At 69.5% G+C, this 22,761-nt stretch carries 22 protein-coding genes and 1 pseudogene; 13 read left to right on the top strand and 10 right to left on the bottom strand.

The annotated features are described in order from the left end of the window. The 5 genes and pseudogenes from GTO19_RS04805 to GTO19_RS04785 form a co-directional block, all read right to left on the bottom strand. A pseudogene (locus tag GTO19_RS04805) lies at positions 1-2,262 on the bottom strand (NADP-dependent malic enzyme); the annotation flags it as partial. 74 nt (positions 2,263-2,336) lie between these two features. Continuing rightward, a complete protein-coding gene (locus tag GTO19_RS04800) occupies positions 2,337-3,587 on the bottom strand; it encodes a M20/M25/M40 family metallo-hydrolase (RefSeq protein ID WP_291022328.1) in 1,251 nt (416 codons plus the stop codon). A 2-nt stretch (positions 3,588-3,589) separates the two neighbouring features. Continuing rightward, entirely contained in the window at positions 3,590-5,371 is a 1,782-nt protein-coding gene (gene uraD / locus GTO19_RS04795; protein WP_291022326.1) for a 2-oxo-4-hydroxy-4-carboxy-5-ureidoimidazoline decarboxylase, read from the bottom strand. A 4-nt stretch (positions 5,372-5,375) separates the two neighbouring features. Next, positions 5,376-6,323, bottom strand: coding sequence for an allantoinase PuuE (gene puuE / locus GTO19_RS04790; protein WP_291022324.1), 948 nt, complete (start codon positions 6,321-6,323; stop codon positions 5,376-5,378). Positions 6,324-6,331: 8 nt separating this feature from the next. After that, entirely contained in the window at positions 6,332-7,006 is a 675-nt protein-coding gene (locus GTO19_RS04785; RefSeq protein WP_291022644.1) for a GntR family transcriptional regulator, read from the bottom strand. Positions 7,007-7,076: 70 nt separating this feature from the next. Between GTO19_RS04785 and uraH the strand changes: the two genes are divergently transcribed. Beyond that, positions 7,077-7,430 carry a hydroxyisourate hydrolase gene (gene uraH / locus GTO19_RS04780; RefSeq protein ID WP_291022323.1) on the top strand — a complete coding sequence of 118 codons (354 nt, stop codon included), beginning with the start codon at positions 7,077-7,079 and terminating at the stop codon, positions 7,428-7,430. Positions 7,431-7,795: 365 nt separating this feature from the next. Here the strand turns inward: uraH and GTO19_RS04775 are convergent, their stop codons facing one another. Continuing rightward, a complete protein-coding gene (locus tag GTO19_RS04775; RefSeq protein WP_291022321.1) occupies positions 7,796-8,344 on the bottom strand; it encodes a hypothetical protein in 549 nt (182 codons plus the stop codon). A 153-nt stretch (positions 8,345-8,497) separates the two neighbouring features. Here GTO19_RS04775 and xdhC point away from each other — a divergent pair, with 153 nt between their 5' ends. From xdhC to GTO19_RS04740, 7 genes are all read left to right on the top strand, one after another. Further along, positions 8,498-9,322, top strand: coding sequence for a xanthine dehydrogenase accessory protein XdhC (xdhC, locus tag GTO19_RS04770; protein WP_291022319.1), 825 nt, complete (start codon positions 8,498-8,500; stop codon positions 9,320-9,322). 147 nt (positions 9,323-9,469) lie between these two features. Further along, positions 9,470-10,666, top strand: coding sequence for a urate hydroxylase PuuD (locus GTO19_RS04765; protein ID WP_291022317.1), 1,197 nt, complete (start codon positions 9,470-9,472; stop codon positions 10,664-10,666). A 100-nt stretch (positions 10,667-10,766) separates the two neighbouring features. After that, positions 10,767-11,873 carry an S-(hydroxymethyl)glutathione dehydrogenase/class III alcohol dehydrogenase gene (locus GTO19_RS04760; RefSeq protein WP_291022315.1) on the top strand — a complete coding sequence of 369 codons (1,107 nt, stop codon included), beginning with the start codon at positions 10,767-10,769 and terminating at the stop codon, positions 11,871-11,873. Then, positions 11,873-12,721, top strand: a complete 849-nt coding sequence (gene fghA, locus GTO19_RS04755) for an S-formylglutathione hydrolase (RefSeq protein WP_291022312.1) — start codon at positions 11,873-11,875, stop codon at positions 12,719-12,721. Before GTO19_RS04760 ends, fghA begins: the two co-directional genes overlap by 1 nt. A 3-nt stretch (positions 12,722-12,724) precedes the next feature. After that, the gene (locus GTO19_RS04750; protein ID WP_291022310.1) at positions 12,725-13,381 is read left to right on the top strand and encodes an HAD family hydrolase; all 657 of its coding nucleotides are present in this window, start codon (positions 12,725-12,727) and stop codon (positions 13,379-13,381) included. A gap of 15 nt (positions 13,382-13,396) precedes the next feature. Further along, positions 13,397-13,777, top strand: a complete 381-nt coding sequence (locus tag GTO19_RS04745) for a Rieske 2Fe-2S domain-containing protein (RefSeq protein ID WP_291022308.1) — start codon at positions 13,397-13,399, stop codon at positions 13,775-13,777. A gap of 13 nt (positions 13,778-13,790) precedes the next feature. Beyond that, positions 13,791-14,765, top strand: coding sequence for a S49 family peptidase (locus tag GTO19_RS04740; RefSeq protein ID WP_291022306.1), 975 nt, complete (start codon positions 13,791-13,793; stop codon positions 14,763-14,765). On the opposite strand, the gene galE is transcribed toward GTO19_RS04740, so the two are convergent. Both galE and GTO19_RS04730 read right to left on the bottom strand, forming a co-directional pair. Beyond that, on the bottom strand, positions 14,753-15,784 hold the full coding sequence (gene galE / locus GTO19_RS04735; RefSeq protein WP_291022304.1) for a UDP-glucose 4-epimerase GalE: 1,032 nt from the start codon (positions 15,782-15,784) through the stop codon (positions 14,753-14,755). The genes GTO19_RS04740 and galE overlap by 13 nt on opposite strands. Beyond that, the gene (locus GTO19_RS04730) at positions 15,781-17,220 is read right to left on the bottom strand and encodes a mannose-1-phosphate guanylyltransferase/mannose-6-phosphate isomerase (protein WP_291022302.1); all 1,440 of its coding nucleotides are present in this window, start codon (positions 17,218-17,220) and stop codon (positions 15,781-15,783) included. Before GTO19_RS04730 ends, galE begins: the two co-directional genes overlap by 4 nt. A gap of 123 nt (positions 17,221-17,343) precedes the next feature. Between GTO19_RS04730 and galU the strand changes: the two genes are divergently transcribed. Then, complete coding sequence (gene galU / locus GTO19_RS04725; protein WP_009518783.1) at positions 17,344-18,231, top strand: UTP--glucose-1-phosphate uridylyltransferase GalU; 888 nt, start codon at positions 17,344-17,346, stop codon at positions 18,229-18,231. A gap of 7 nt (positions 18,232-18,238) precedes the next feature. Here the strand turns inward: galU and GTO19_RS04720 are convergent, their stop codons facing one another. Beyond that, a complete protein-coding gene (locus tag GTO19_RS04720; RefSeq protein WP_291022300.1) occupies positions 18,239-19,012 on the bottom strand; it encodes an SAM-dependent methyltransferase in 774 nt (257 codons plus the stop codon). Beyond that, entirely contained in the window at positions 19,009-19,608 is a 600-nt protein-coding gene (locus tag GTO19_RS04715) for a Maf family nucleotide pyrophosphatase (RefSeq protein WP_291022299.1), read from the bottom strand. The genes GTO19_RS04720 and GTO19_RS04715 overlap by 4 nt, the downstream gene beginning before the upstream one ends. Positions 19,609-19,642: 34 nt before the next feature. Between GTO19_RS04715 and GTO19_RS04710 the strand changes: the two genes are divergently transcribed. From GTO19_RS04710 to GTO19_RS04695, 4 genes are all read left to right on the top strand, one after another. Continuing rightward, complete coding sequence (locus tag GTO19_RS04710) at positions 19,643-20,212, top strand: DUF177 domain-containing protein (RefSeq protein WP_291022297.1); 570 nt, start codon at positions 19,643-19,645, stop codon at positions 20,210-20,212. Between the two features lie 150 nt (positions 20,213-20,362). Next, complete coding sequence (gene rpmF / locus GTO19_RS04705; RefSeq protein WP_009518787.1) at positions 20,363-20,545, top strand: 50S ribosomal protein L32; 183 nt, start codon at positions 20,363-20,365, stop codon at positions 20,543-20,545. 124 nt (positions 20,546-20,669) lie between these two features. Continuing rightward, a complete protein-coding gene (gene plsX, locus GTO19_RS04700) occupies positions 20,670-21,731 on the top strand; it encodes a phosphate acyltransferase PlsX (RefSeq protein WP_291022292.1) in 1,062 nt (353 codons plus the stop codon). Positions 21,732-21,741: 10 nt separating this feature from the next. After that, entirely contained in the window at positions 21,742-22,719 is a 978-nt protein-coding gene (locus GTO19_RS04695) for a beta-ketoacyl-ACP synthase III (protein ID WP_291022290.1), read from the top strand. The last annotated feature ends 42 nt before the right edge of the window (positions 22,720-22,761 follow it).

Genomic DNA, 22,761 nt, shown 5'->3' with positions numbered 1-22,761 from the left:
GGCCAGCGCCGTCATGTTGAGCACCCGGCGCACGGTGGCCGCGGGCGTGAGGATGTGCACCGTGCCTTTGGCGCCCATGAGGACGGGGCCCACGGTGACGCCGCCGCTGGTGGTGGTCTTCATCACGTTGTAGAGGATGTTGGCCGCGTCCAGGTTGGGGCAGATGAGCAGGTTGGCCGAGCCCTTGAGCGTGCCCTCCGCCAGGTAGGCGGCGCGGATCTCGGGCTGCAGCGCGGCGTCGCCGTGCAGCTCGCCGTCGCACTCGATGCCGGGGTGCGCGGCCACGAACAGGTCTCGGGCGCGCGCCATCTTGCGCGCCGAGGGGCGCTTGCTGGAGCCATAGCTGGAGTGCGAGAGGAAGGCCACGCGCGGCTGGTGGCCGAAGCGCTGCACGGCCTGCGCGGCCATGCCGGCGATCTCGGCGAGTTCCTCGGCGCTGGGTTCTTCGTTGACGTAGGTGTCGGCGATGAAGACCGGGCCGCGGTCGGTCATGAGGGCGTTGACCGAGGCGTAGAGGCTGGCGCCTTCGCGGCGGCCCAGGATGCTGTCGATGCGCTCGAGGTGGGTCATGTAGCTGCCCACCAGGCCGCAGATGAGGGCGTCGGCGTCGCCGAGCGAGATCATGAGCGAGCCGATGATGGTGTTGGAGCGGCGCACCGCGGCCTTGGCCACCTCGGGCGTGGCGCCCTGGCGGCCCATGAGCTTGTGGTAGTGCTCCCAGTACTGGCGGAAGCGCGGGTCGTCCTCGGGATTGACGTTCTCCACGTCCACACCCAGGCGCATGCGCAGGCCGGCCTTGGCGATGCGCGCCTCGATGACGGCCGGGCGGCCGATGAGGATGGGATGCGCCAGGCCGTCGTCGATGGCCATCTGCGCGGCGCGCAGCGCGCGCTCGTCCTCGCCGTCGGCATAGGCCACGCGCTGCTTCTTGGCCTGGGCCTTGGCGGCGCTGAAGACGGGCTGCATGAGGATGCCGGTCTGGTAGACGAAGCGGCCGAGCTGCTGGCGGTAGGCATCCATGTCGGCGATGGGCCGCGTGGCCACGCCGGAGTCGGCCGCCGCCTGCGCCACGGCCGGCGCGATGCGCAGGATCAGGCGCGAGTCGAAGGGCTTGGGGATGAGGTAGTCGGGGCCGAAGCTGAGGTCTTGCCCCGCGTAGGCGTTGGCCACCTCTTCGCTGGTCTCGCTCTTCACCAGGTCGGCGATCTGGCGCACGCAGGCCAGCTTCATTTCCTCGGTGATGCGCGTGGCGCCGCAGTCGAGGGCGCCGCGGAAGATGTAGGGGAAGCACAGGACGTTGTTGACCTGGTTCGGGTAGTCGCTGCGGCCGGTGGCGATGATGCAGTCGGGCCGCACGGCCTTGGCGAGCTCGGGGCGGATCTCGGGCTCGGGGTTGGCCAGGGCGAGGATGATGGGTTGGGCGGCCATGGTCTTGACCATCTCGGCCGTCATCACGCCGGGGGCCGAGCAGCCCAGGAACACGTCGGCACCGTTCACCGCATCGGCCAGGGTGCGCTTGTCGGTGGCCTGCGCGTAGCGCTGCTTCGATGCGTCCATGCCGCCGGGGCGGCCCTGGTACAGCACGCCCTTGGAGTCGCAGACGTAGATGCGCTCGCGCGAGACGCCCAGGCCGACCATCACGTCCAGGCAGGCAATGGCGGCGGCACCGGCGCCGGAGACGGCCACCGTCACTTCACCGATGGCCTTGCCCACGAGCTCCAGGCCGTTGAGCAGGGCGGCCGCGCTGATGATGGCCGTGCCGTGCTGGTCGTCGTGGAACACCGGAATGTTCAGGCGCTCGCGCAGCTTCTTTTCGATGTAGAAGCACTCGGGGGCCTTGATGTCCTCGAGGTTGATGCCGCCCAGTGTGGGCTCCAGCGCGGCGATGATGTCCACCAGCTTGTCCGGGTCCTTCTCGGCGAGCTCGATGTCGAAGACGTCGATGCCGGCGAACTTCTTGAACAGGCAGCCCTTGCCTTCCATCACGGGCTTGCCCGCGAGCGGGCCGATGTCGCCCAGGCCCAGCACGGCGGTGCCGTTGGTGACCACGGCCACGAGGTTGCCGCGGCTGGTGTAGTCGGCGGCCTTGTTGGGGTCGGCCTGGATCTCCAGGCAGGGGTAGGCCACGCCGGGGGAGTAGGCCAGGGACAGGTCGCGCTGGTTGGACAGGGGCTTGGTGGGGGCCACCGTGATCTTGCCCTGGCGGGGGCTGCGGTGGTACTCGAGCGCGGCGTCGCGCAGGGCCTGTTCGGCGGGCGTCATGGCGGTCTCCTCGTTGTCTGCGGTGACGGGGCCGGCATTGTGGCAGCGCCTGCGGCCGGCCCCACGCCAGGGTATCAGGCGCGCAGCAGGTCGTGCAGGGCGCGCGCGACGACCTTGGTGGCGCGGCGCAGGTCGTCCAGGCGCACGTGCTCGTCGGCGCGCTTGGCGTTGGACTCGCGCACGGTGCGCGGGCCGGCACCGTAGATGACGCCGGGGATGCCGCGTTCGACATACAGGCGCACGTCGGTGTAGAGCGGCGTGCCGACGGCGGGGATGGGCTCGCCGAAGACCGCTTCGCCGTGGGTTTGCAGGGCCTTCACCAGCTCGGCATTGCCCGCCAGCGGCTGCATGGCGCGCGCCAGCAGCAGGCGCTTGACGTCCACCCGCAGGGCCTTGCCGCCGCGCGGTGGCTCGAAGCTGGCGGCGGCCTTGGCGATGGTTTCGCGCAGCGCGGCCTCCACTTGTGCGGGGTCTTCCTCGGGGATCATGCGGCGGTCGAGCTTGAGCACCACCTTGCCGGGGATGACGTTGGTGTTGGTGCCGCCGCTGATGAGGCCGACGTTGAGGTAGGGGTGGGTGATGCCCTCGACGGTCGAACGCACCTGGAGGTAGTCGCGGTTGAGCGCGTACAGGGCGTTGAGGATGTGCGTGGCGCCCTGCAGCGCGTCGGTGCCGCTGTCGGGGATGGCGGCGTGCGCCATCTCGCCCTGCACCGTCACCTCGAGTTGCAGGCAGCCGTTGTGCGCCACCACCACCTGGTAGCTGAAGCCGGCGGCGATCATCAGGTCGGGCTTCGTCAGGCCCTTGGCCAGCAGCCAGCCGGGGCCGAGCTCGCCGCCGAACTCCTCGTCGTAGGTGAAGTGCAGCTCGACACCGCCCTTGAGCGGGGCCTTCAGCGATTCGAGCGCGCGCAGCGCGAAGGTGAAGCTGGAGAAGTCGCTTTTGCTCACCGCGGTGGCGCGGCCGTACATGGCGCCATTGGCGATCTCGCCGCCGTAGGGGTCGTGCGTCCAGCCTTCGCCGGGCGGCACCACGTCCCCGTGGGCGTTCAGCGCGATCACCGGGCCGCCGTCGGCGAATCGGCGGCGCACGATGAGGTTGGTGATGCTCTGCAGGCCGGCGGCCTGCACCTCGGCTTCGGGCACGGCGTGCTTCTCTGCGGCGTAGCCCATGGCGGCCAGCAGTTCGGCGGTGCGCTCGGCGTGCGGGGCGTTGTTGCCGGGGGGCGTGTCGGTGGGCACGCGCACGAGCTGTTGCAGGAAGGCGATCTGCTCGTCGAAGTGGGCGTCGATCCAGGCGTCGAGTTGGGTGTGGGGCGTGGTCATGGTCAGAGGGGGTCGACGGCCAGTTGATTCAGCAGGTGGTCGAAAGCCAGCACGCACAGCTCGATGTCGTCGCTGGTGCTGCTTTCCAGTGGGTTGTGGCTGATGCCGCTGTTTTCGCCGCGCACGAACAGCATGGCCTGCGGCATCACCTCGTGCAGCTTCATGGCGTCGTGGCCGGCGCCGCTGGGCATGCGGTGCACCGGCAGACCCAGCGCGGCCACGGCCTTTTCCCAGCGCGCCTGCCAGGCGCGGTGGCTGGGCGCGGCCGAGGCGGCCATGGTGCGCTCCAGGCGCTGACCCAGGCCGCGGCGTTCGCAGATGGCGCTGAGTTCGGCGAGCACGTCGCGCTCCAGCGCGTCGCGCTGATCGTCATTCGGTGCGCGCAGGTCGAGCGAGAACTGGCAGCGCCCGGGCACCACGTTGATGGAGCCACCGGGCACGTTGAGCAGGCCGATGGTGGCGACCGAGTCGCCGTCCTGCGCGGCACGGCGTTCCATGTAGAGCGCGAGTTCGGCCACGGCGCAGGCGGCGTCGCGGCGGCGGTCCATGGGCGTGGTGCCGGCGTGGCTGGCCATGCCGATGACCTCGCCCACGTGGCGCACGCCGGCGTTGATGGAGGTGACCACGGCCAGCGGCAGGCCCATCTCGTTGAGCACGGGGCCTTGTTCGATGTGCACCTCGACGAAGCCGAGGTAGCGCGACGGGTCGCGGCGCAGCGTGGCAATGGCGTCCAGCGTGCCGGGCAGGCCGGCGGTGCGCATGGCTTCGCGCATGGCGACGCCCTCGGCGTCGGTCTGCTCCAGCCAGGCGGGGTTGAAGTCACCCGTGAGCGCGCCCGAGCCGAGGAAGGTGGCCTTGTAGCGCTGGCCTTCCTCTTCCGAGAAGGCCACCACCTCGATGCCGAAGGGCAGGCGTTGGCCGGCCTGGTGCAGGCGCTCCACGCAGGCCAGCGGCACGAAGATGCCCAGGCGCCCGTCGTACTTGCCGCCGTTGCGCACGGTGTCGAAGTGGCTGCCGGTGAGCAGGCGCTTCGCGTCGGGCGTGGCGCCGTGGTACACGCCCACCACGTTGCCCACCGCGTCGATCGCGACTTCATCGAAACCGCATTCGCGCATGCGCGCCATCAGTTCCTTCTGGCAGGCCCGATGCGCGTCGGTGAGGTAGGTGACGGTGAGCTGGCCGTTTTCCTTGAAGCCCGGGTCGCTGTGTTGCGCGAGGCTTTCGTGCCAGTCCCACACGTGGTGGCCCAGCGCGGGTTCGGCACCGAACTTGTCGGCCAGGCGGATCTCGGCGATGCGGTGGATGTTGCGCAGGGCCTCCTCGCGCTCGAAGTCCACCGGGTTGTGCAGGCGGCGCTGGAAGGTGGCGATGATCTGCTGGCGCGTGAGGCCGCTGCCGCGCGGGCCGCGCACCGCCAGGATGAAGGGGAAGCCGAAGCGCGCGTTGTAGTCGGCGTTGAGCTGCTGCAGCGTCTGGAATTCTTCCGGTGTGCAGTGGGTGAGGCCGGCGCGGCTCTGTTCACCCGTGCTTTCGGTGGTGAGCGCGTTGGCCACCATGGCCTTGCCGGCGAGTTCGGGGTGGGCGCGGATCAGTGCGAGCTGTTCCTCGCGCGTGGCGCCGGCCACCGATTGCACCAGCGCCCATTTGAGCGCGGCCAGACTGGCGAAGGGGCGCTTCGCGAGCGCGCGCTCCACCACCCAGGGCGAGTGTTCGTACAGGCCGTCGAGCAGGCGCAGGGCCTCGGCGGGCGCGGCGGCGTTGAAGGTGTCGAGTGTGAGGGCCATGGCGTCAGGCGGGCTGGGGGAACCGGGTTTTCCAGTGGCGCGCGATGTCGAGCCGGCGCGCGATCCACACCTTGTCGTGCGACTGCACGTGGTCGAGGAAGCGCTGCAGCGCGGTGATGCGGCCGGGCCGGCCCAGCAGGCGGCAGTGCATGCCGATGCTCATCATCTTGGGCCGGTCCAGGCCGTTCGGGTCGCCCTCGGCATAAAGCACGTCGAAGGTGTCCTTCATGTACTGGAAGAAGGGCTCGGCGTGCGAGTAGCCCTGCGGCAGCGCAAAGCGCATGTCGTTGCAGTCGAGCGTGTACGGCACGATGAGCTGGTGCGTGTCGCTGCCGTCGCTCTTTCTCACCTTCATCCAGAAGGGCAGGTCGTCGCCGTAGTAGTCGCTGTCGTAGTCGAAACCGCCGAAGTCGGCCACCAGGCGGCGGGTGTTGGGGCTGTCGCGCCCGGTGTACCAGCCCAGCGGGCGCTGGCCGGTGAGTTCGGTGAGGATGCGCATGGCCTCGGCCATGTGCGCGCGCTCGGTCGGTTCGTCCACGTTCTGGTAGTGGATCCACTTGAGGCCGTGGCAGGCGATGTCGTGACCGAGTTCGACGAAGGCGGCCGTCACCTCGCGATGGCGCTGCAGCGCGTGCGCCACGCCGAACACGGTGAGTGGCAGGCCGCGGCGTTCGAACTCGCGCAGCAGGCGCCACACGCCCGCGCGCGAGCCGTATTCGTAGATGCCCTCCATGCTGATGTGCCGCGCGGGGTAGGCCGCGGGGTTGAACATCTCGGAGAGGAACTGCTCGGAGGCGTCGTCGCCGTGCAGCACGCTGTTCTCGCCGCCTTCTTCGTAGTTGAGGACGAACTGCACGGCGATGCGCGCGCCGCCGGGCCAGCGGGCGTGCGGCACGTCGCGGCCGTGGCCGATGAGGTCGCGCGGGTAGGGGGCGGTGCTGTCGTAGGTCATGCAGGCGTTCAGGACAGGGCCAATGAGAGTTCGTTCGCGGGCAGGGGGCGGTCGAAGGCCAGGCTGGCCTCGACGTGCTGCAGGTGCTCGTCCATCAGGCGCACGGCCAGCGCCTCGTCGCGTGCGGCCAGGGCCTTCACGATGGCGGCGTGCTCCTCGCAGGAATCGGCGGCGGCCTCGCTGCTCTGGTACATGAGGGTGATGAGCGCGCAGCGCGAGATCAGGTCGCGCAGCAGGTCGGCCAGCACGCGGTTGTCCATCAGTTCGGCCATGCGCACATGAAAGTCGCCCAGCAGTTCGGTGCGGCCGGGCACGTCCTGCTGCAACACGGCCTGGCGCTCCTGCGCGAGGTGCTCGCGCAGGGCGCGCAGCGTGGCGGGGGTGGCCTGGCGCACGAAGGCGCGGGTCATCTCCACCTCGAGCATGCGGCGCACGGCGAAGACCTGGCGCGCCTCATCGGCCGAGGGGGTGGAAACGAAGGCGCCGCGCGCGGGCTCCAGGCGGATGAGGCGGTTCTGCGAGAGCTGGAACAGGGCTTGCCTGACGAGCGTGCGCGAGACGCCGAAGTGGTCGGCCAGCTTCTGCTCGGCCAGCTTGGTGCCCGGGCGCAGCCGGTGCTCCACGATGGCGCGCGTGAGCGCATCGACGATCTGGGCCGTGCTGGACGTTTCCATGCGGCGGATGATAGCCAGAATCGCGCCAAACTGTATACACTTTTGGTCGACCAACGACTGCTGACTGGAGATCACCACCATGGGCCTGAGCACCCACGTACTGGACACGATGCACGGCTGCCCGGCCGCGGGCATGGGGGTGGCGCTGTACGCCACGCAGGGCGAGCAGGCGACGCTGATCAAGCGTTTCACGTTGAATGCGGATGGGCGCAATCCCGATGGTCCCTTGCTGGACAACGCATCCCTGAAGGTGGGAACGTATCGGCTGGTGTTTGAGGTGAAGGGTTACTTCGACGCGCGCGGCGTGGAGTTGCCGGAGCCACGGTTTCTTGATCGTGTGGCGCTGGATTTCGGGGTGGCGCGGGTGGATCAGCACTACCACGTGCCCTTGTTGGTGAGTCCCTGGGCTTATTCGACTTATCGCGGGAGTTGAGTGTTGGCGTGGCGTTTCTTGCCTGCACCTCGCGAAGCTCGCGGCCACTGGGTGCCCTGCTCCGCGAATGTCCCCCGGACCGGGCTCTGCCCGGTCCTCCTCCTTTATTTCGCTACGCAGGGCACCCAGCGTCCGCGAGCAACAGGCCCCTTGGCGCACCAACAGATCGAGTGCCAACGAGGTCGTCGGTGATTGGGTGTCCGGCGTAGCGAAATAAAGGAGGAGCCAAGGGCGTAGCCCTTGGCGGGGGACATTCGCGGAGCCGGACACCCAATCGCCGATGACCGGACCCGCCGGAGAAAGCCACGCGCAAACAAGAAGGCCCGCCAAAGAGGCGGGCCCGAAAAAATCTCAACCCACGGAGATCACTTGCTGCGCTGTCCTTCGGTCAGCGTGTCGAGCTGGAAGTTGCCGCTCTTGTCCCAGAGCCACACCTCGGTGTACGTCACGCGTCCCATGCGCACAGGAGCGGGGAAGGGCGCCGCCGCGCGCACCGTGCGCTCGATCTCGCGCATCACGTCCGGCGCGTGGCTGGGGGCACGCATCCAGCTCACCTGCTTGATGTCGCCAATGTCGTCCACCTCCACCTGCAGCACGCCCACCGCGTGCAGCAGCGGCGGCAGCTTGCCCTTGTAGATGCGGTGGCCGTTGCGCTCATAGAGGTGGCGCGCGCCGTCCTTGCGGTAGTCGTTGGGCGACGCGGCGTGCGACACGTGTTTGGGCGCAGGGCGTGTGCTCACCGGCGGGGGCGGTGGCGCGGGCATGGGAGGTGGTGGGGGTGGCGGCGGCGGCGGAGGCGGCAGCGGTGCCGCGCAGGCGGCCAGCAGGGCCGCAATCGTCAGACCGGTCCAGCGCAGCGCGGATGCCTTGGGGGCGTCGGAGCGGCCTGGGGCGGCGGGGTTGTCTCGTGTCATGCGATTCTCTCAACGGTGCCGGCCCAGCCATACCGCGGGGCCGATGGAGTGTATGTGCGAAACCGCACACGGTGCCAATCACAACGGCCGATACTGGGCGGCTCTTGAGTCCTCTTACAGATCCATACAGCTTTGTCGACATGGACACCACACATGGCGGGTGAGCTGCAGACCTTCCTTCGCCGCCTGCGCGACGAGCCCGCCGTGCTGGTGACGGTGCGCGCCTCGCGCGGCTCGGTGCCCCGTGAGGCCGGCACCTGGATGGCGGTGTTCGAGAACGGCACCATCGACACCATCGGCGGCGGACACCTCGAATGGGACGCGATGCGGCGCGCGCGCGTGATGCTCTCTCGACGCGCGGTGGATGCCCCCGTGCAATCGGTCACGCTGGGTCCCAGCCTGGGCCAGTGCTGCGGCGGTGCCTTGGAACTTTCGTATGAATTGGTGGGTGCCGCCGACGCCGAGGCCTTGCGCGAGCGCCTGGGCGCGGCGCGCCACGCCGTGGCCCTGTTCGGCGGCGGTCACGTGGGCCGCGCGCTGGTGCGCGCGCTCGCGCCACTGCCCTTTGCCATCACCTGGATCGACAGCCGCGACGAGGTGTTTCCCGATCCCTTGCCCGACGGCGTGGCGGCCGAGCACTCCGATCCGGTGCAGGGCGCCGTGCCGGCGCTCGCGAGTGGCTCGCTGGTGCTGGTCATGAGCTTCTCGCACGCCGAGGATCTCGACATCGTGGCCGCCTGCCTGCGCCGCCTGCGCGAGCGCGACGACCTCGCTTTCATCGGCCTGATCGGCAGCCGCACCAAGTGGGCCACCTTCCGCCACCGCCTGCTCGAACGCGGCTTCAGCGAGGCCGAGCTCGCGCGCGTGACCTGCCCGATCGGCCTGCCCGGCATCACCGGCAAGGCACCGGCGGTGATCGCGGCGGCGGTGGTGGCGCAGTTGTTGCTGATGACACCGAACGACGCCAAAAGCATCTGAACCGCCGCTACACTGCGGGCCTTCTGTGGTCGCAGCGGAGCCGGTGCAACAACGCACCGTGTATCGCGGCCCTCGGTCGGCTCAGAGCGCCCGCGGTGGTGAGTCGAAACACCGGACGGTTTCACGCCGTCCCCTGAACGAGGTGCCATGGAAACCTACCTGCTCGACTGGGCCAACCTGCTGCTGCGCTGGCTGCACGTGATCGTCGCCATCGCCTGGATCGGCTCCTCCTTCTATTTCGTTTTCCTCGACAGCAGCCTCACCGCGCCTGAAGACGAGTCGCTGCGCCGCGAGGGCGCCACCGGCGAGCTGTGGGCCGTGCACGGCGGCGGTTTCTACCACCCGGTGAAGTACGCGGTGTCGCCACCGCAGTTGCCGGGCCACCTGCACTGGTTCTTCTGGGAGAGCTACTCCACCTGGCTCTCGGGCTTCGCGCTGTTCCTGGTGTCCTACCTGTGGAGCCCGAGCGTCTACCTGATCGACCCGCAGGTGTTCGACTGGTCGCCGCCGGCGGCCATCACCACCGCGCTGGCCTTCCTGGTGGTGTTCTGGCTGGCCTATGACGCCATCTGCCGCACGCTGGGGCAGACGAAGAACGGAGACGCCAAGGTGGGCGCGGCGGTGGCGCTGCTCGTGGTGGTCGCGGCGCTGCTGGCCACCTCGCTGTTCGCGGGCCGCGCGGCCTTTCTGCTGGTGGGCGCGATGATCGCCACGGCCATGAGCGCCAACGTGTTCTTCTGGATCATCCCGGGCCAGCGCAAGGTGGTGGCCGCGCTGAAGGCCGGCCAGCCGGTGGACCCGATCCACGGCCAGCGCGGCAAGCAGCGCAGCGTGCACAACACCTACTTCACGCTGCCGGTGCTGTTCGCCATGCTGAGCAACCACTACAGCTTCACCTACGCCCACCCGCACAACGGCTGGGTGCTGATCGCCATGATGGCCGCGGGCGCGGCGATCCGGCAGTTCTTCGTCCTGCGCCACGGGTACAAGCTGGGCCGCAACCCGCACCCGTGGAAGTACGCGGTGGCGGGCGTGGCGGTGCTGGTCGGCGTGATCGTGTGGCTCAAGCCCGCGCCGCAGGCCCCGGTGGCGGCGCGGCCGGCGGTGAGCGCCGCGCAGGTGCAGGCCGTGGTGGCCCAGCGCTGCGTCATGTGCCACGGCGAGTCCCTGCAGTCCAAGGGCGTGCGGCTGGACAGCCCGGCGGAATTGAAGCGCCACGCGCAGGCGGTGTACCAGCAGGCGGTGGTGAGCAAGACCATGCCGATCAACAACGCCACGGGCATCAGCGACGAGGAGCGCGCGTTGATCGGCGAGTGGTTCCTTGCGGGCGCGCCCATGGAGTGAAGCGATCGTCCCCCATGTCCGCCGGTGGGCTGGGGCATGGTGGGCGGGTTAATCTCTCGGGTGTTTCCACCGCATCAACATCACCCGAGAGAGACCGCCCATGAAAACGCGCGCCGCCGTGGCCTGGAAAGCCGGAGCCCCCCTCACCATCGAAACCGTGGACCTGGAAGGGCCGAAGGCCGGCGAGGTGCTGGTGGAGATCAAGGCCACCGGCATCTGCCACACCGACGACTTCACGCTCTCGGGCGCCGACCCCGAGGGCCTGTTTCCCGCCATCCTGGGCCATGAGGGCGCGGGCGTGGTGGTGGACGTGGGCCCGGGCGTGACCACGCTCAGGAAGGGCGACCACGTCATTCCGCTCTACACGCCCGAGTGCCGCCAGTGCAAGTTCTGCCTGAGCCGCAAGACCAACCTGTGCCAGCTCATCCGCGGCACGCAGGGCAAGGGCCTGATGCCCGACGGCACCAGCCGCTTCAGCCTGGACGGCAAGCCCATCCTGCACTACATGGGCACCAGCACCTTTGCCAACCACACCGTGGTGCCGGAGATCGCGCTGGCGAAGATCCGCGAGGACGCGCCCTTCGACAAGGTCTGCTACATCGGCTGCGGCGTCACCACCGGCATCGGCGCGGTGATGAACACCGCGAAGGTGGAGCCGGGCGCCAACGTGGTGGTGTTCGGCCTCGGCGGCATCGGCCTGAACGTGATCCAGGGCGCGCGGATGGTGGGCGCCGACAAGATCATCGGCATCGACCTCAACCCCGAGCGCGAGGCCATGGCCAGGAAGTTCGGCATGACGCACTTCCTCAACCCCAAGGACCACGAGAACATCGTCGACGCCATCGTGCAGCTCACCGACGGCGGAGCGGACTATTCCTTCGAGTGCATCGGCAATACGAAGGTGATGCGCCAGGCGCTGGAGTGCACGCACAAGGGCTGGGGCCGCAGCATCATCATCGGCGTGGCCGAGGCCGGCGCGGAGATCAGCACGCGGCCCTTCCAGCTCGTCACCGGCCGCAAGTGGGAAGGCACGGCCTTCGGCGGCGCGCGCGGGCGCACCGACGTGCCGAAGATCGTCGACTGGTACATGGACGGCAAGATCAACATCGACGACCTGATCACCCACAAGCTCAGGCTGGAAGACATCAACGAGGGCTTCGCGCTGATGAAGCGCGGCGAGTCCATCCGTTCCGTGGTGGAGTTCTGATGGCGATCGAGACGCTCAGCGAGCACCGCTGCTTCGGCGGCGTGCAGGGCTTCTACCGGCACGAGTCGGCCGAGACCGGACTGCCCATGCGCTTCGGCGTGTTCCTGCCGCCGCAGGCCGCCAAGGGCCCGGTGCCCGTGCTGTTCTACCTAGCCGGCCTCACCTGCACCGAGGAAACCTTCGCCATCAAGGCCGGTGCGCAGCGCCTGGCGGCCAAGCTGGGCCTGGCCATCGTCACGCCCGACACCAGCCCGCGCGACACCGGCATCCCTGGCGCCAGCGCCGCCTGGGATTTCGGCCATGGAGCGGGCTTCTACCTCGACGCCACTCAGGCGCCCTGGGCGGACCACTTCCGCATGGAGAGCTGGATCGTCAAGGAGTTGCGCGATCTGGTGTTCCAGCGCTTCGCCCTGCGCCCCGACCGCGTCGGCGTGTTCGGCCACTCCATGGGCGGTCACGGCGCGCTCACGCTGGCGCTGCGCCACCCGGCGCTGTTCCAGAGCGTCTCGGCGTTCGCGCCCATCGCCGCGCCCACGCAGTGCCCCTGGGGCGAGAAGGCCTTCACCGGCTACCTGGGCGAGGACCGCGCCCGGTGGGCCGAGCACGACGCCACCGAGCTGATCAAGGCGGGCAGGCGTTGCCCTTGGCTGCTGGTCGACCAGGGCCGCGCGGACCAGTTCCTGGCCGAGCAGTTGCACCCCCACCAACTGGAAGACGCGTGCCGCGCCGCGGGCCAGCCGCTGACGCTGCGCTGGCACGAGGGCTACGACCACGGCTACTACTTCATCCAGAGCGTGATGGCCGATCACCTGCGGCACCACCACCGAACGCTCGAGAAGCTGGGCTGATCCATGGGCCGCACCTACGACCTCATCGCCTTCGACTGGGATGGCACGCTGTACGACTCCACCGCCATGATTGCGCGCTGCATTCAACTGGCGGTGGCCGACGTGGGCGGCACCGTGCCCACGAAGGCGCAGGCCAGCTACGTGATCGGCATGGGCCTGATGCAGGCCCTGGCGCACGCCGCACCCGATGTGCCGCCCGACCTCTACCCGCGCCTGGGCGAGCGCTACCGCCACCACTACATGGCGCACCAGAACGACCTGAGCCTGTTCGAGGGCGTGCTGCCGATGCTGCAGGCGCTCAAGGCGCGGCACCACTGGCTGGCGGTGGCCACGGGCAAGAGCCGGCGCGGGCTCGACGAGGTGCTGCGCACGGTGGAACTGCATGGCGTCTTCGATGGATCGCGCACGGCCGACGAAACGGCGGGCAAACCCAGCCCGGTCATGCTCAACGAACTGATGCGCGAGTTCGGCGTGGACCCGCAGCGCACGCTCATGATCGGCGACACCACGCACGACCTGCAGATGGCGGTGAACGCCGGCTGCGCGAGTGTGGGGGTGAGCTATGGCGCGCACGAGCCCGACGCCTTCCACGCCCTGGGGCCACGCTTCGTGGCGCACTCGGTGGCCGAGCTGCACGACTGGCTGAGCGAACACGCCTGAGGAGGCCGATACGCCATGGCGCCCGCACCCGATGACGACCTGCACCCGCTGTGCCACAGCCGCGATCTGGTCGACGGCGGCAAGGGCGTGTCCTTCGACGTGAACTACGCGGGCCAGACCTGCCGGGCTTTCGCCATCCGCCACCAGGGCCGGGCGCACGCCTACCTGAACCGCTGCACCCATGTGGCCATGGAGCTGGACTGGCAGCCCGACCACTTCTTCGACGACAGCGCGAGCTGGTTGCTGTGCGCCACGCATGGCGCGGTGTACGACCCCGGGAGCGGCGAATGCCGGGGTGGGCCTTGCCGCGGCGGGCTCTTCAAGATCGAACTCGTGGAGCACGACGGCGTTGTGCACTGGCGCTCCCAGTACCATCTCAAACCTGTGGAATTCTGAAAGAGAGCCCGTCGTGAACGAGGACTTCAACACCGCCGCCACCCCCCGTCCCGCCGGCGCCGGCTGGGAGCGCGAGACCATCGAGAAACTGCTGTTCGCCCAGCTGAACGAGCAGCGCGCCGCGCGCCGCTGGAAGCTGTTCTTCCGCCTGTTCTGGCTGGTGGTCATCGGCGCCATCGTCTGGCTGGTGGTCAAGGCCGAAGGCATGGCCAACACGCAGACCAGCACGCCGCACACCGCGGTGATCGAGATCGAGGGCACCATCGCCGCCGGCGCCGAAGCGAGCGCCGAGAACGTGCTGCCCGCGCTGCGCCAGGCCTTCGAGGACGAGGGCGCGCAAGGCATCGTGCTGCTCATCAATTCGCCGGGTGGAAGCCCGGTGCAGGCCGGCATCATCAACGACGAGATCCGGCGCCTGAAGGGCCTGCACGACAAGAAGGTCTACGCCGTGGTGGAAGAGACCTGCGCATCAGCCGCTTACTACATCGCCGCGGCGGCCGACGACATCTACGTCGACAAGGCCAGCCTGGTGGGCAGCATCGGCGTGCTGATGGACGGCTTCGGCTTCACCGGGCTGATGGACAAGCTCGGCGTGGAGCGGCGCCTGATGGTGGCGGGCGAGAACAAGGCCATGCTGGACCCCTTCAGCCCGCAGGACGAAGCCCAGAAGGCTTACCTGCAGGCCATGCTCGACGAGATCCACCTGCAGTTCATCGACGTGGTGAAGCAGGGCCGCGGCGAGCGCCTCAAGCAGAACGGCGACACCTTCAGCGGCCTGGTGTGGAGCGGCCAGCAGGCCGTGGGCAATGGGTTGGCCGATGGCCTGGGCAACCTCGACTTCGTGGCGCGCGAGGTGATCAAGGCCGAGGAAGTGGTGGACTACACCCAGCGCGAGAACCTGGGCCTGCGCCTGGCGCGCCAGTTCGGCGCCAGCGTCGGCGAGGGCGTGTTCAAGGCGGCCCGGTCGGCCGGCATTCAGCTGCGGTAACCGTTCGGGTTCTCGCGCTGCCAGCGCCAGGCGTCGGCGCACATCTCGTCGAGCGTGTGGCGCGCCTGCCAGCCCAGCAGCTGGCGGGCCAGCGACGGGTCGGCCCAGCACTGCGCCACGTCGCCCGGGCGGCGCGGCGTCACGCGGTAGGGCACGGGCCGTCCGCTGGCCCTCTCGAAGGCGGCCACCACCTCCAGCACGCTCTGGCCTCGGCCGGTGCCCAGGTTCACGGTGAAGCTTTCGCCCCGGCCCAGCAGGGCCTGGATGGCCGCCACATGGCCGCGCGCCAGGTCCATCACGTGGATGTAGTCGCGCACGCCGGTGCCGTCGGGCGTGGGATAGTCGTTGCCGAAGACGTTGAGGTGTTCGCGCGCGCCCACCGCCACCTGGGCCACGAAGGGCATGAGGTTGTTGGGGATGCCGGCCGGGTCCTCGCCGATCAGGCCGCTCTCGTGCGCCCCCACGGGGTTGAAGTAGCGCAGCGTGCCGATGCGCCAGCGCGGCTGCGCGGTCTGCAGCGCGCTCAGCATGTCCTCGATGACCAGCTTGGTGTGGCCATAGGGGTTGGTGTGGCTGCGGGCGAAGTCCTCGGTGATGGGCACGCGCACCGGGTCGCCATAAACCGTGGCACTGCTGGAGAACACCAGCGTCGGCGGCAGCGAAGGGTCCTCGGCCGCCACGGTGGACATGGCCTGCAGCAGGCTGGTGGCGCCGCCCAGGTTGTTGCGGTAGTACTTGAGCGGATCGGCCACGCTTTCGCCCACGGCCTTGTCGCCCGCGAAGTGCACCACGCCCACCGGGCGGTGGCGGCGCAGCACGCCGGTGAGCCAGTCGGTGTCGAGCACGTCGCCGCGCTCCAGCGGCAAGGCCTGGCCGGTGATGCGCTGCAGGCGCTCCATGACCACCGGGTGGCTGTTGGCGAAGTTGTCGAGCACGATGGGCGCGTAGCCGGCCTCGACCAGCGCCACGGCGGTGTGGCTGCCGATGTAGCCGGCGCCGCCGGTGAGCAGGATCTTCATTGGGCGGTCTGGGGTTTGGGCTCGCGGCCGTAGATGTCCTCGAAGCGCACGATGTCGTCCTCGCCGAGGTAGGCGCCGGACTGCACCTCGATCATCTCCAGTTCCATCTTGCCGGGGTTGTGCAGGCGGTGCACCTCGCCGATGGGGATGTAGGTGGACTGGTTCTCTGACAGCAGGAACACCTCCTGCCCGCGCGTGACCTCGGCGGTGCCCTTCACCACGATCCAGTGCTCGGCGCGGTGGTGGTGCTTTTGCAGGCTCAGCGAGGCGCCGGGCTTGACGCCGATGCGCTTGACCTGGAAGCGCGCGCCCGTGTCGATGCTGTCGTACCACCCCCAGGGCCGCGCCACGCGGCGGTGCGCGGCGGCCTGCGGCACGTCGCTCTTGGCCAGGTGGGCCACCACGTCCTTCACCTGCTCGGCGTGGTCGCGCTGGGCCACCAGCAGGGCATCGGGCGTGTCGATGATGAGCAGGTCGTGCGTGCCCAGCGCCACCACGGGGCGGTGCGGCGCATGGATGAAGGTGTTGGCCGCGCGCAGCGCGTGGCCCTGGCCTTGCACGCGGTTGCCGTTGCCGTCGGCGGGCGCGAGGTCGGCCACGGCGTTCCAGCTGCCCACGTCGCTCCACTGGCCCTGGAAGGGCACCACGGCCACGTCGTCGTGCGGCTCCATCACGGCGTAGTCGATGCTCTGCGAGCGGCAGGCCAGAAAGGGCTCGGCCGCCGGCCGCACGAAGCGGCAGCGGCCCACGGTTTCCTCCTTGGGCGCGGCCATGGCCTGTTCGCAGGCGCTCCAGATGTCGTTGGCGTGGCGCTGAAGCGCGGCCTTCAGCGTGGCGGCGCTCGCCAGGAAGATGCCCGCATTCCAGAGCACGTCGCCCTGCAGCAGCAGGGCCTGCGCGGCCTCGGCGGCGGGCTTTTCGATGAAGCGGGCCACGCGGCGGCTGCCATCGGTGCGCGCTTCGCCTTGCGCGATGTAGCCGTAGGCCGTGCTGGGGAAGCTGGGCATCACGCCGAAGGTGACGATGGCGCCGGCTTGCGCGGCGGCCGCTCCCTGTTTCACCGTGTCGGCGAAAGCGACGGCATCGGGAATGTGGTGGTCGGCGGGGCAGAACAGCAGCAGGCCGCTGTCGTCGCCGTCGCGCAGGGCCTGCAGCGTGGCCAGGGCCATGGCGGCGGCGGTGTTGCGCGCGGCGGGCTCCAGCAGCAGCGTGCCGCCGTGGCCGCCCGATTCGATGGCGTCGGCCACCAGGAAGCGGTGCTCGTCGGCCGCCACGCACAGGGGAGGTCTGCCGCTCCAGGCCACGCGGTCCAGGGTAAGCGTGAGTAAAGATTTGTTGCCCACCAGCGGGACGAACTGCTTCGGAAAACTCTGGCGGGACAAGGGCCACAGGCGGGTGCCCGAGCCGCCGCACAGGATGACGGGTGTGATCTTCATGCGTTTTGTTTCCGGAAGGACCGCGCGCGAAGCGGCGGTGCGGTGTCGCGCGGGGGGCGCGGTCACGGGCCGTGGGTATTATGGGCAGCTTGTTTGACAAATCGCTCGGGAGCATTGCAAGACATGACGACGATTCGTAAAGCCGTATTTCCCGTGGGCGGTCTCGGTACCCGGTTCCTGCCAGCCACCAAGGCCATTCCCAAAGAAATGCTGCCGGTGGTGGACAAGCCGCTGATGCAGTACGCCGTGGAAGAGGCCTACAAGGCCGGCATCCGCGAGATGATCTTCGTCACCGGCCGCAACAAGCGCGCCATCGAGGACCACTTCGACGTGGCCTACGAACTCGAGACCGAGCTGGAAGCCGCCGGCAAGGGAGCCTTGCTCAATCTGGTCACCTCCATCAAGCCCGACGACATGGACTGCTTCTACGTGCGCCAGCCGCGCGCGCTGGGCCTGGGCCATGCGGTGCTGTGCGCCGAGCGCATGGTGGGCAACGAGCCCTTCGCCGTGCTGCTCGCCGACGACCTGATGCTCGGCAAGGACCAGCTCACGGGCGGGCCCACGGTGCTGGCGCAAATGGTCAAGGCCTACGAAAGCAGCCCGGGCACCGTGCTGGCCGTGCAGGACGTGCCGCGCGCCGAGACGAAGCGCTATGGCGTGGTCGACGTGCACGGCGCAAACACGGCGCTGGCCGAGGTGTTTGCCATGGTGGAAAAGCCCGCGCCCGAAAAAGCACCGTCCACGCTGGCGGTGGCGGGGCGCTACATCCTCACGCCGGCGGTGTTCGAGAGCATCCGCCAGCAGCCACGCGGTGCGGGTGGAGAGATCCAGCTCACCGACGGCATCGCCGCGCTGATCGGCAAGGAGCGCGTGCAGGCCTACCGCTACGAAGGCAAGCGCTACGACTGCGGCAGCAAGGAGGGCTTCCTCGAGGCCACGATCGACCTGGCGCTGGCCAACCCCGAGCTGAGCGGGGCGGTGCGCGCGCACCTGCAGCGCATCCAGGGCTGAGGCCCGTTCAGGGGCCGAAGAGAAATACGGCTGGCAGTTCCAGCAGCAGATCGGCTGCGAGCGCAGGGTCGCGGCGCCAATCGGCCACGCGCGCGCTGCGGATGCGCTGCGCGGGCAGCGCCAGCCCGCTGGCCACGGCGAGGCGTGTCGCCGGATGCAGCGTGTCGATCAGCGCGCGCAGGAGGGCGGCGTTGCGGTAGGGCGTTTCGATGAGGATCTGCGACTGACCGCCGCGTGCGGCCAGCGAGTCGAGCTCGCGCAGGCGCCGGGCGCGTTCGTTGGCATCCTGCGAGACGTAGCCCACAAAGGCGAAGTGCTGGCCGTTGAGCCCACTGCCGGCGAGCGCGAGCATCAGCGACACCGGCCCGACCAGCGGGCGCACGTGCAGTCCCATGGCGTGCGCCGCGCGCACCACGCTGCTGCCGGGGTCGGCGATGGCGGGCATGCCGGCCTCGCTGAGCAGACCGATGTCGTGGCCCTGCAGCGCGGGGGCGAGCCAGTCGCGCGCAGCCTGGTCGTCGTGCGTGTGGTCGCCGCGCTTGTGCGCCTGTCGGGGCAGTTCCACGATCCGCTGTTCCTGCAGCGGCGCGGCCAGGCCCGTGGCCGCGTCCACGCGCTTGAGGAAGGCGCGCGCGCTCTTGGCGTTCTCGGCGATCCAGTGCGTGAGCCGGCCGGCCACCGCCAGGGTGTCGCCCGGCAACAAGGCGGGCAGCGGCGCCGCGCTGTCGGCCACGCCGAAGTCCAGCGGCGTGGGCACCAGGTAGAGCGTGCCCGGCGTCACGGCAGGCGCACGCCCGCAGCGCGCAGCATCTGGCAGGTGCGGATCAGCGGCAGGCCCACCAGGGCGGTGGGGTCGTCGCTGTCGATGCGATCGAGCAGGGCGATGCCCAGGCCCTCGCTCTTGGCGCTGCCGGCGCAGTCATAGGGCTGCTCGGCGCGCAGGTAGCGCTCGATTTCGCCGTCGTCCAGTCCGCGAAACGCCACGCGCACGGGCGCGATGTCCTGGCGTTCGAAGCCGCTGGCGCGGCACACCACGGCCAGCGCAGTCTGGAAGACCACCGTCTGACCGCGCATGCGTCGCAGCTGCTGCACGGCGCGTTGGTGCGTGCCCGGCTTGCCCAGCGGCTCGCCGGCCAGATCGGCCACCTGGTCGCTGCCGATCACCACGGCCTCGGGGAAGCGCTCGGCCACGGCACGGGCCTTGGCCAGTGCCAGGCGTTGGGCAATGGCGGCTGGCGTTTCGCCGGGCAAGGGGGTTTCATCGACCTCGGGCGCGGCCACCTCGAAGGGCAGCCCCAGGCGCTGCAGCAACTCGCGCCGGTAGCGGGAGGTCGATCCCAGGACCACGGCCCGGGTGGGGGAGGGGGTGTTGCTCATGGGCGTATTGTCGTGGCCTGCCTAGAATGCCCCGATGGCCAGCAAGCCCCCCACGTCCGTTTTCAATCCGCAGCGCCTGGACGCGTTGCGCTTCGCCCAGGCGGGCGCCCGGCTCGAGGGCGATGCGCCGCTGGCCGATTTTTCGCGCCTCGCCGACGACCTGCATGCGCCCATCGACCCCGCCGAGCGCGTGCGCTGGCAGGCCCGGGGCGAGATGCGCGCCGGCCCGACCGGCGGTGCCCCGCAGGCCTGGCTGCACCTGGAGGCGCATGCCCAGGTGCCGCTGACCTGTCAGCGCTGCCTGGCCCCGGTGCAAACCGCCATCGAGGTGGACCGCTGGTTCCGCTTCGTGGCCGACGAGGCCACGGCCGAGGCCCAGGACGACGACAGCGAAGAAGACCTGCTCGCGCTGGAGCCCCGACCCAGCCTGATCGAGGTCATCGAGGACGAGCTCATCATGTCCTTGCCGCTGGTGCCCCTGCACGAAAGCTGCCCGCAGCCCCTGCCCGATGGCGCGCGGACCCAGGCCGAGGGTGAGAGCGCCGCTGGCAGTGAGCGCCCGCACCCATTCGCCGGCCTGGCCAGGCTCAAGGGCCGGTCGTGAACAGTGATCAGCCGCAGCCCGGAGACTCGGGCTATAATGCTTGGCTTTGCGCCAGGGCGGGCCTGATGGGCCGGGCCGCGTGCGGTTTCCGCGCCGTGTTCCAGCCGATGACGCCCTCGAATCCTCACCAACGCCTTCCAGGAGCCCAACATGGCTGTCCAGCAAAACAAGAAGTCGCCCTCCAAGCGGGGCATGCACCGTTCGCACAACGCGCTGACCACCCCGGGCACCGCCGTCGAACCCACCACCGGCGAAGTGCATCTGCGCCACCACATCAGTCCCAACGGCTTCTACCGCGGCCGTCAGGTGCTCAAGAACAAGTCCGAAGCCTGACACGGGCTGCCCGCCGGGCGCGCCTGCGCGCGTCCGCTGGCCACGGAGAACACGGGCCCGCATGCCGCATGCGGGCCTTTTTCATTAGAACAAGGTCGCCAAGCGCGCCCCGCGAGAAGTCGAGATGATCACCATCGCTGTGGATTGCATGGGGGGGGACGTCGGGCCGGCCGTGACCATGCCCGCCTGCGAGGCCTTCCTGGCCAGCCATCCCCAGGCGCGCCTGCTGCTGGTGGGGCGCTCGGACGCTCTGCGCGACTGGCCCCGGCTGAAGGACCATGAGCGGTGCACCATCGTGGCCGCGTCCGAGGTCGTGGAAATGAGCGACCCGATCGAGGTCGCGCTGCGCCGCAAGAAGGATTCGTCCATGCGCGTGGCGATCCAGCAGGTGAAGGACGGCCATGCGCAGGCCGCGGTGTCGGCCGGCAACACCGGGGCGCTGATGGCGATCGCGCGCTACCTGCTCAAGACCCTGGAGGGCATCGAGCGGCCCGCCATCGCCACCCGCATGCCCAACGCGCGTGGGGGTGCCACCACCGTGCTCGACCTCGGCGCCAATGTCGATTGCTCGGCCGAACACCTGCTGCAGTTCGCGGTGATGGGTTCGGCCCTGGTGGCGGCTGCCACCGGACGCGACGACCCGTCGGTGGGTCTGCTCAACATCGGCGAAGAGGTCATCAAGGGCAACGAGGTCATCAAGCAGGCCGGGCAATTGCTGCGTCAGGCCGCGGCGGCGGGCGATCTGAACTTCCACGGCAACGTGGAGGGCAACGACATCTTCAAGGGCACCACCGACATCGTGGTCTGCGACGGCTTCGTGGGCAACGTGGCGCTCAAGGCGAGCGAGGGCGTGGCCTCGATGATCGCGGGCTTCATCCGCGAGGAATTCACGCGCAGCCTGTGGCGCAAGCTGGCGGCGGCGGTGGCCCTGCCGGTGCTCAATGCCATCCGACAGCGCGCCGATCACCGCCTCTACAACGGGGCGGCCCTGCTGGGCCTGCAGGGACTGGTGTTCAAGAGCCACGGCTCGGCGGACGCCTTTGCTTTCGAGCAGGCCCTGGCCCGCGCGTATGATGCCGCCTCCCGCGGCCTGCTCGACAACGTGAGACAACGCATTGCCCGCGCCCGCCCGCTGCTGTCGCCCGAGACGACCGTCAGCGAACGCGGCGGCATTCCGACCATTTGATTCCCTCTGCATGAGCGCTTATTCCCGCATCACAGGCACGGGCAGCCATCTGCCGCCTCGCCGCCTGACCAACGACGACATGGTGGCGATGCTGGCGCCCAAGGGCATCGAGACCAGCGACCAGTGGATCATCGAGCGCACCGGCATCCGCGCGCGGCATTTCGCCGACGACGGCGTGTTCGCCAGTGACATGGGCGCCGACGCCGCCCGCGCCGCGCTGGACGCGGCCGGCCTCACGGCCAAGGACATCGATCTCATCATCGTCGCGACGTCCACGCCCGACATGGTGTTCCCGTCCACCGCGGCCATCATCCAGCACAAGCTTGGCGTCGCCGGCTGCCCGGCCTTCGACGTGCAGGCCGTCTGCAGCGGTTTCGTCTATGCCATCACCGTGGCCGACGCGATGATCCGCAGTGGCACGGCACGCAAGGCGCTGGTCATCGGCGCCGAGATCTTCTCGCGCCTGCTCGACTTCAACGACCGCACCACCTGCGTGCTGTTCGGCGATGGCGCGGGCGCCGTGGTGATGGAAGCCTCCGACACGCCCGGCCTCCTGGCCAGCGATCTGCACGCCGACGGCAAGCACGTGGGCATCCTGTGCGTGCCGGGGCACGTGTCGGGCGGCCAGATCTCGGGTCAGCCGCTGCTCAAGATGGACGGGCAGGCGGTCTTTCGCCTGGCCGTTACGGTGCTGGACCGTGCCGCGCGCAACGTGCTGCACAAGGCTGGCCGGGTGGACACCGACATCGACTGGCTGATCCCGCACCAGGCCAACATCCGCATCATGCAGGGCGCCGCGAAGAAGCTGCACCTGCCGCTGGAGAAGCTCATCGTCACCGTCGACGAACACGGCAACACCTCGGCAGCGTCCATTCCGCTCGCGCTCGATCACGCGGTGCGCTCCGGGCGTGTGCAGCGGGGCGACACCCTCATGCTCGAAGGGGTGGGCGGGGGCTTCACCTGGGGTGCGGTCCTGCTCGACTACTGAACGAACGCCGCGGCACCGCGCGCCGCCGGCCAGCAAGCACAC

This window comes from Hydrogenophaga sp., from assembly GCF_011772445.1.
Taxonomy (GTDB): Bacteria; Pseudomonadota; Gammaproteobacteria; order Burkholderiales; family Burkholderiaceae_C; genus Hydrogenophaga.
Note: the sequence above shows the minus strand (reverse complement) of the source record. Positions and strands in the feature narration are given on the sequence as shown.

What these genes read in the sequence shown, in the direction of transcription:
- GTO19_RS04750 (WP_291022310.1), top strand. Translation starts at nt 12,725, where the DNA reads ATGGGCCGCACCTACGACCTCATCGCCTTCGACTGGGATGGCACGCTG.
- GTO19_RS04710 (WP_291022297.1), top strand. Translation starts at nt 19,643, where the DNA reads ATGGCCAGCAAGCCCCCCACGTCCGTTTTCAATCCGCAGCGCCTGGAC.
- galU (WP_009518783.1), top strand. Translation starts at nt 17,344, where the DNA reads ATGACGACGATTCGTAAAGCCGTATTTCCCGTGGGCGGTCTCGGTACC.
- rpmF (WP_009518787.1), top strand. Translation starts at nt 20,363, where the DNA reads ATGGCTGTCCAGCAAAACAAGAAGTCGCCCTCCAAGCGGGGCATGCAC.
- uraD (WP_291022326.1), bottom strand. Translation starts at nt 5,371, where the DNA reads ATGGCCCTCACACTCGACACCTTCAACGCCGCCGCGCCCGCCGAGGCC.
- GTO19_RS04745 (WP_291022308.1), top strand. Translation starts at nt 13,397, where the DNA reads ATGGCGCCCGCACCCGATGACGACCTGCACCCGCTGTGCCACAGCCGC.
- GTO19_RS04695 (WP_291022290.1), top strand. Translation starts at nt 21,742, where the DNA reads ATGAGCGCTTATTCCCGCATCACAGGCACGGGCAGCCATCTGCCGCCT.
- GTO19_RS04730 (WP_291022302.1), bottom strand. Translation starts at nt 17,220, where the DNA reads ATGAAGATCACACCCGTCATCCTGTGCGGCGGCTCGGGCACCCGCCTG.
- plsX (WP_291022292.1), top strand. Translation starts at nt 20,670, where the DNA reads ATGATCACCATCGCTGTGGATTGCATGGGGGGGGACGTCGGGCCGGCC.
- xdhC (WP_291022319.1), top strand. Translation starts at nt 8,498, where the DNA reads ATGGCGGGTGAGCTGCAGACCTTCCTTCGCCGCCTGCGCGACGAGCCC.
- GTO19_RS04715 (WP_291022299.1), bottom strand. Translation starts at nt 19,608, where the DNA reads ATGAGCAACACCCCCTCCCCCACCCGGGCCGTGGTCCTGGGATCGACC.
- GTO19_RS04760 (WP_291022315.1), top strand. Translation starts at nt 10,767, where the DNA reads ATGAAAACGCGCGCCGCCGTGGCCTGGAAAGCCGGAGCCCCCCTCACC.
- GTO19_RS04775 (WP_291022321.1), bottom strand. Translation starts at nt 8,344, where the DNA reads ATGACACGAGACAACCCCGCCGCCCCAGGCCGCTCCGACGCCCCCAAG.
- galE (WP_291022304.1), bottom strand. Translation starts at nt 15,784, where the DNA reads ATGAAGATCCTGCTCACCGGCGGCGCCGGCTACATCGGCAGCCACACC.
- GTO19_RS04800 (WP_291022328.1), bottom strand. Translation starts at nt 3,587, where the DNA reads ATGACCACGCCCCACACCCAACTCGACGCCTGGATCGACGCCCACTTC.
- uraH (WP_291022323.1), top strand. Translation starts at nt 7,077, where the DNA reads ATGGGCCTGAGCACCCACGTACTGGACACGATGCACGGCTGCCCGGCC.
- puuE (WP_291022324.1), bottom strand. Translation starts at nt 6,323, where the DNA reads ATGACCTACGACAGCACCGCCCCCTACCCGCGCGACCTCATCGGCCAC.
- GTO19_RS04765 (WP_291022317.1), top strand. Translation starts at nt 9,470, where the DNA reads ATGGAAACCTACCTGCTCGACTGGGCCAACCTGCTGCTGCGCTGGCTG.
- fghA (WP_291022312.1), top strand. Translation starts at nt 11,873, where the DNA reads ATGGCGATCGAGACGCTCAGCGAGCACCGCTGCTTCGGCGGCGTGCAG.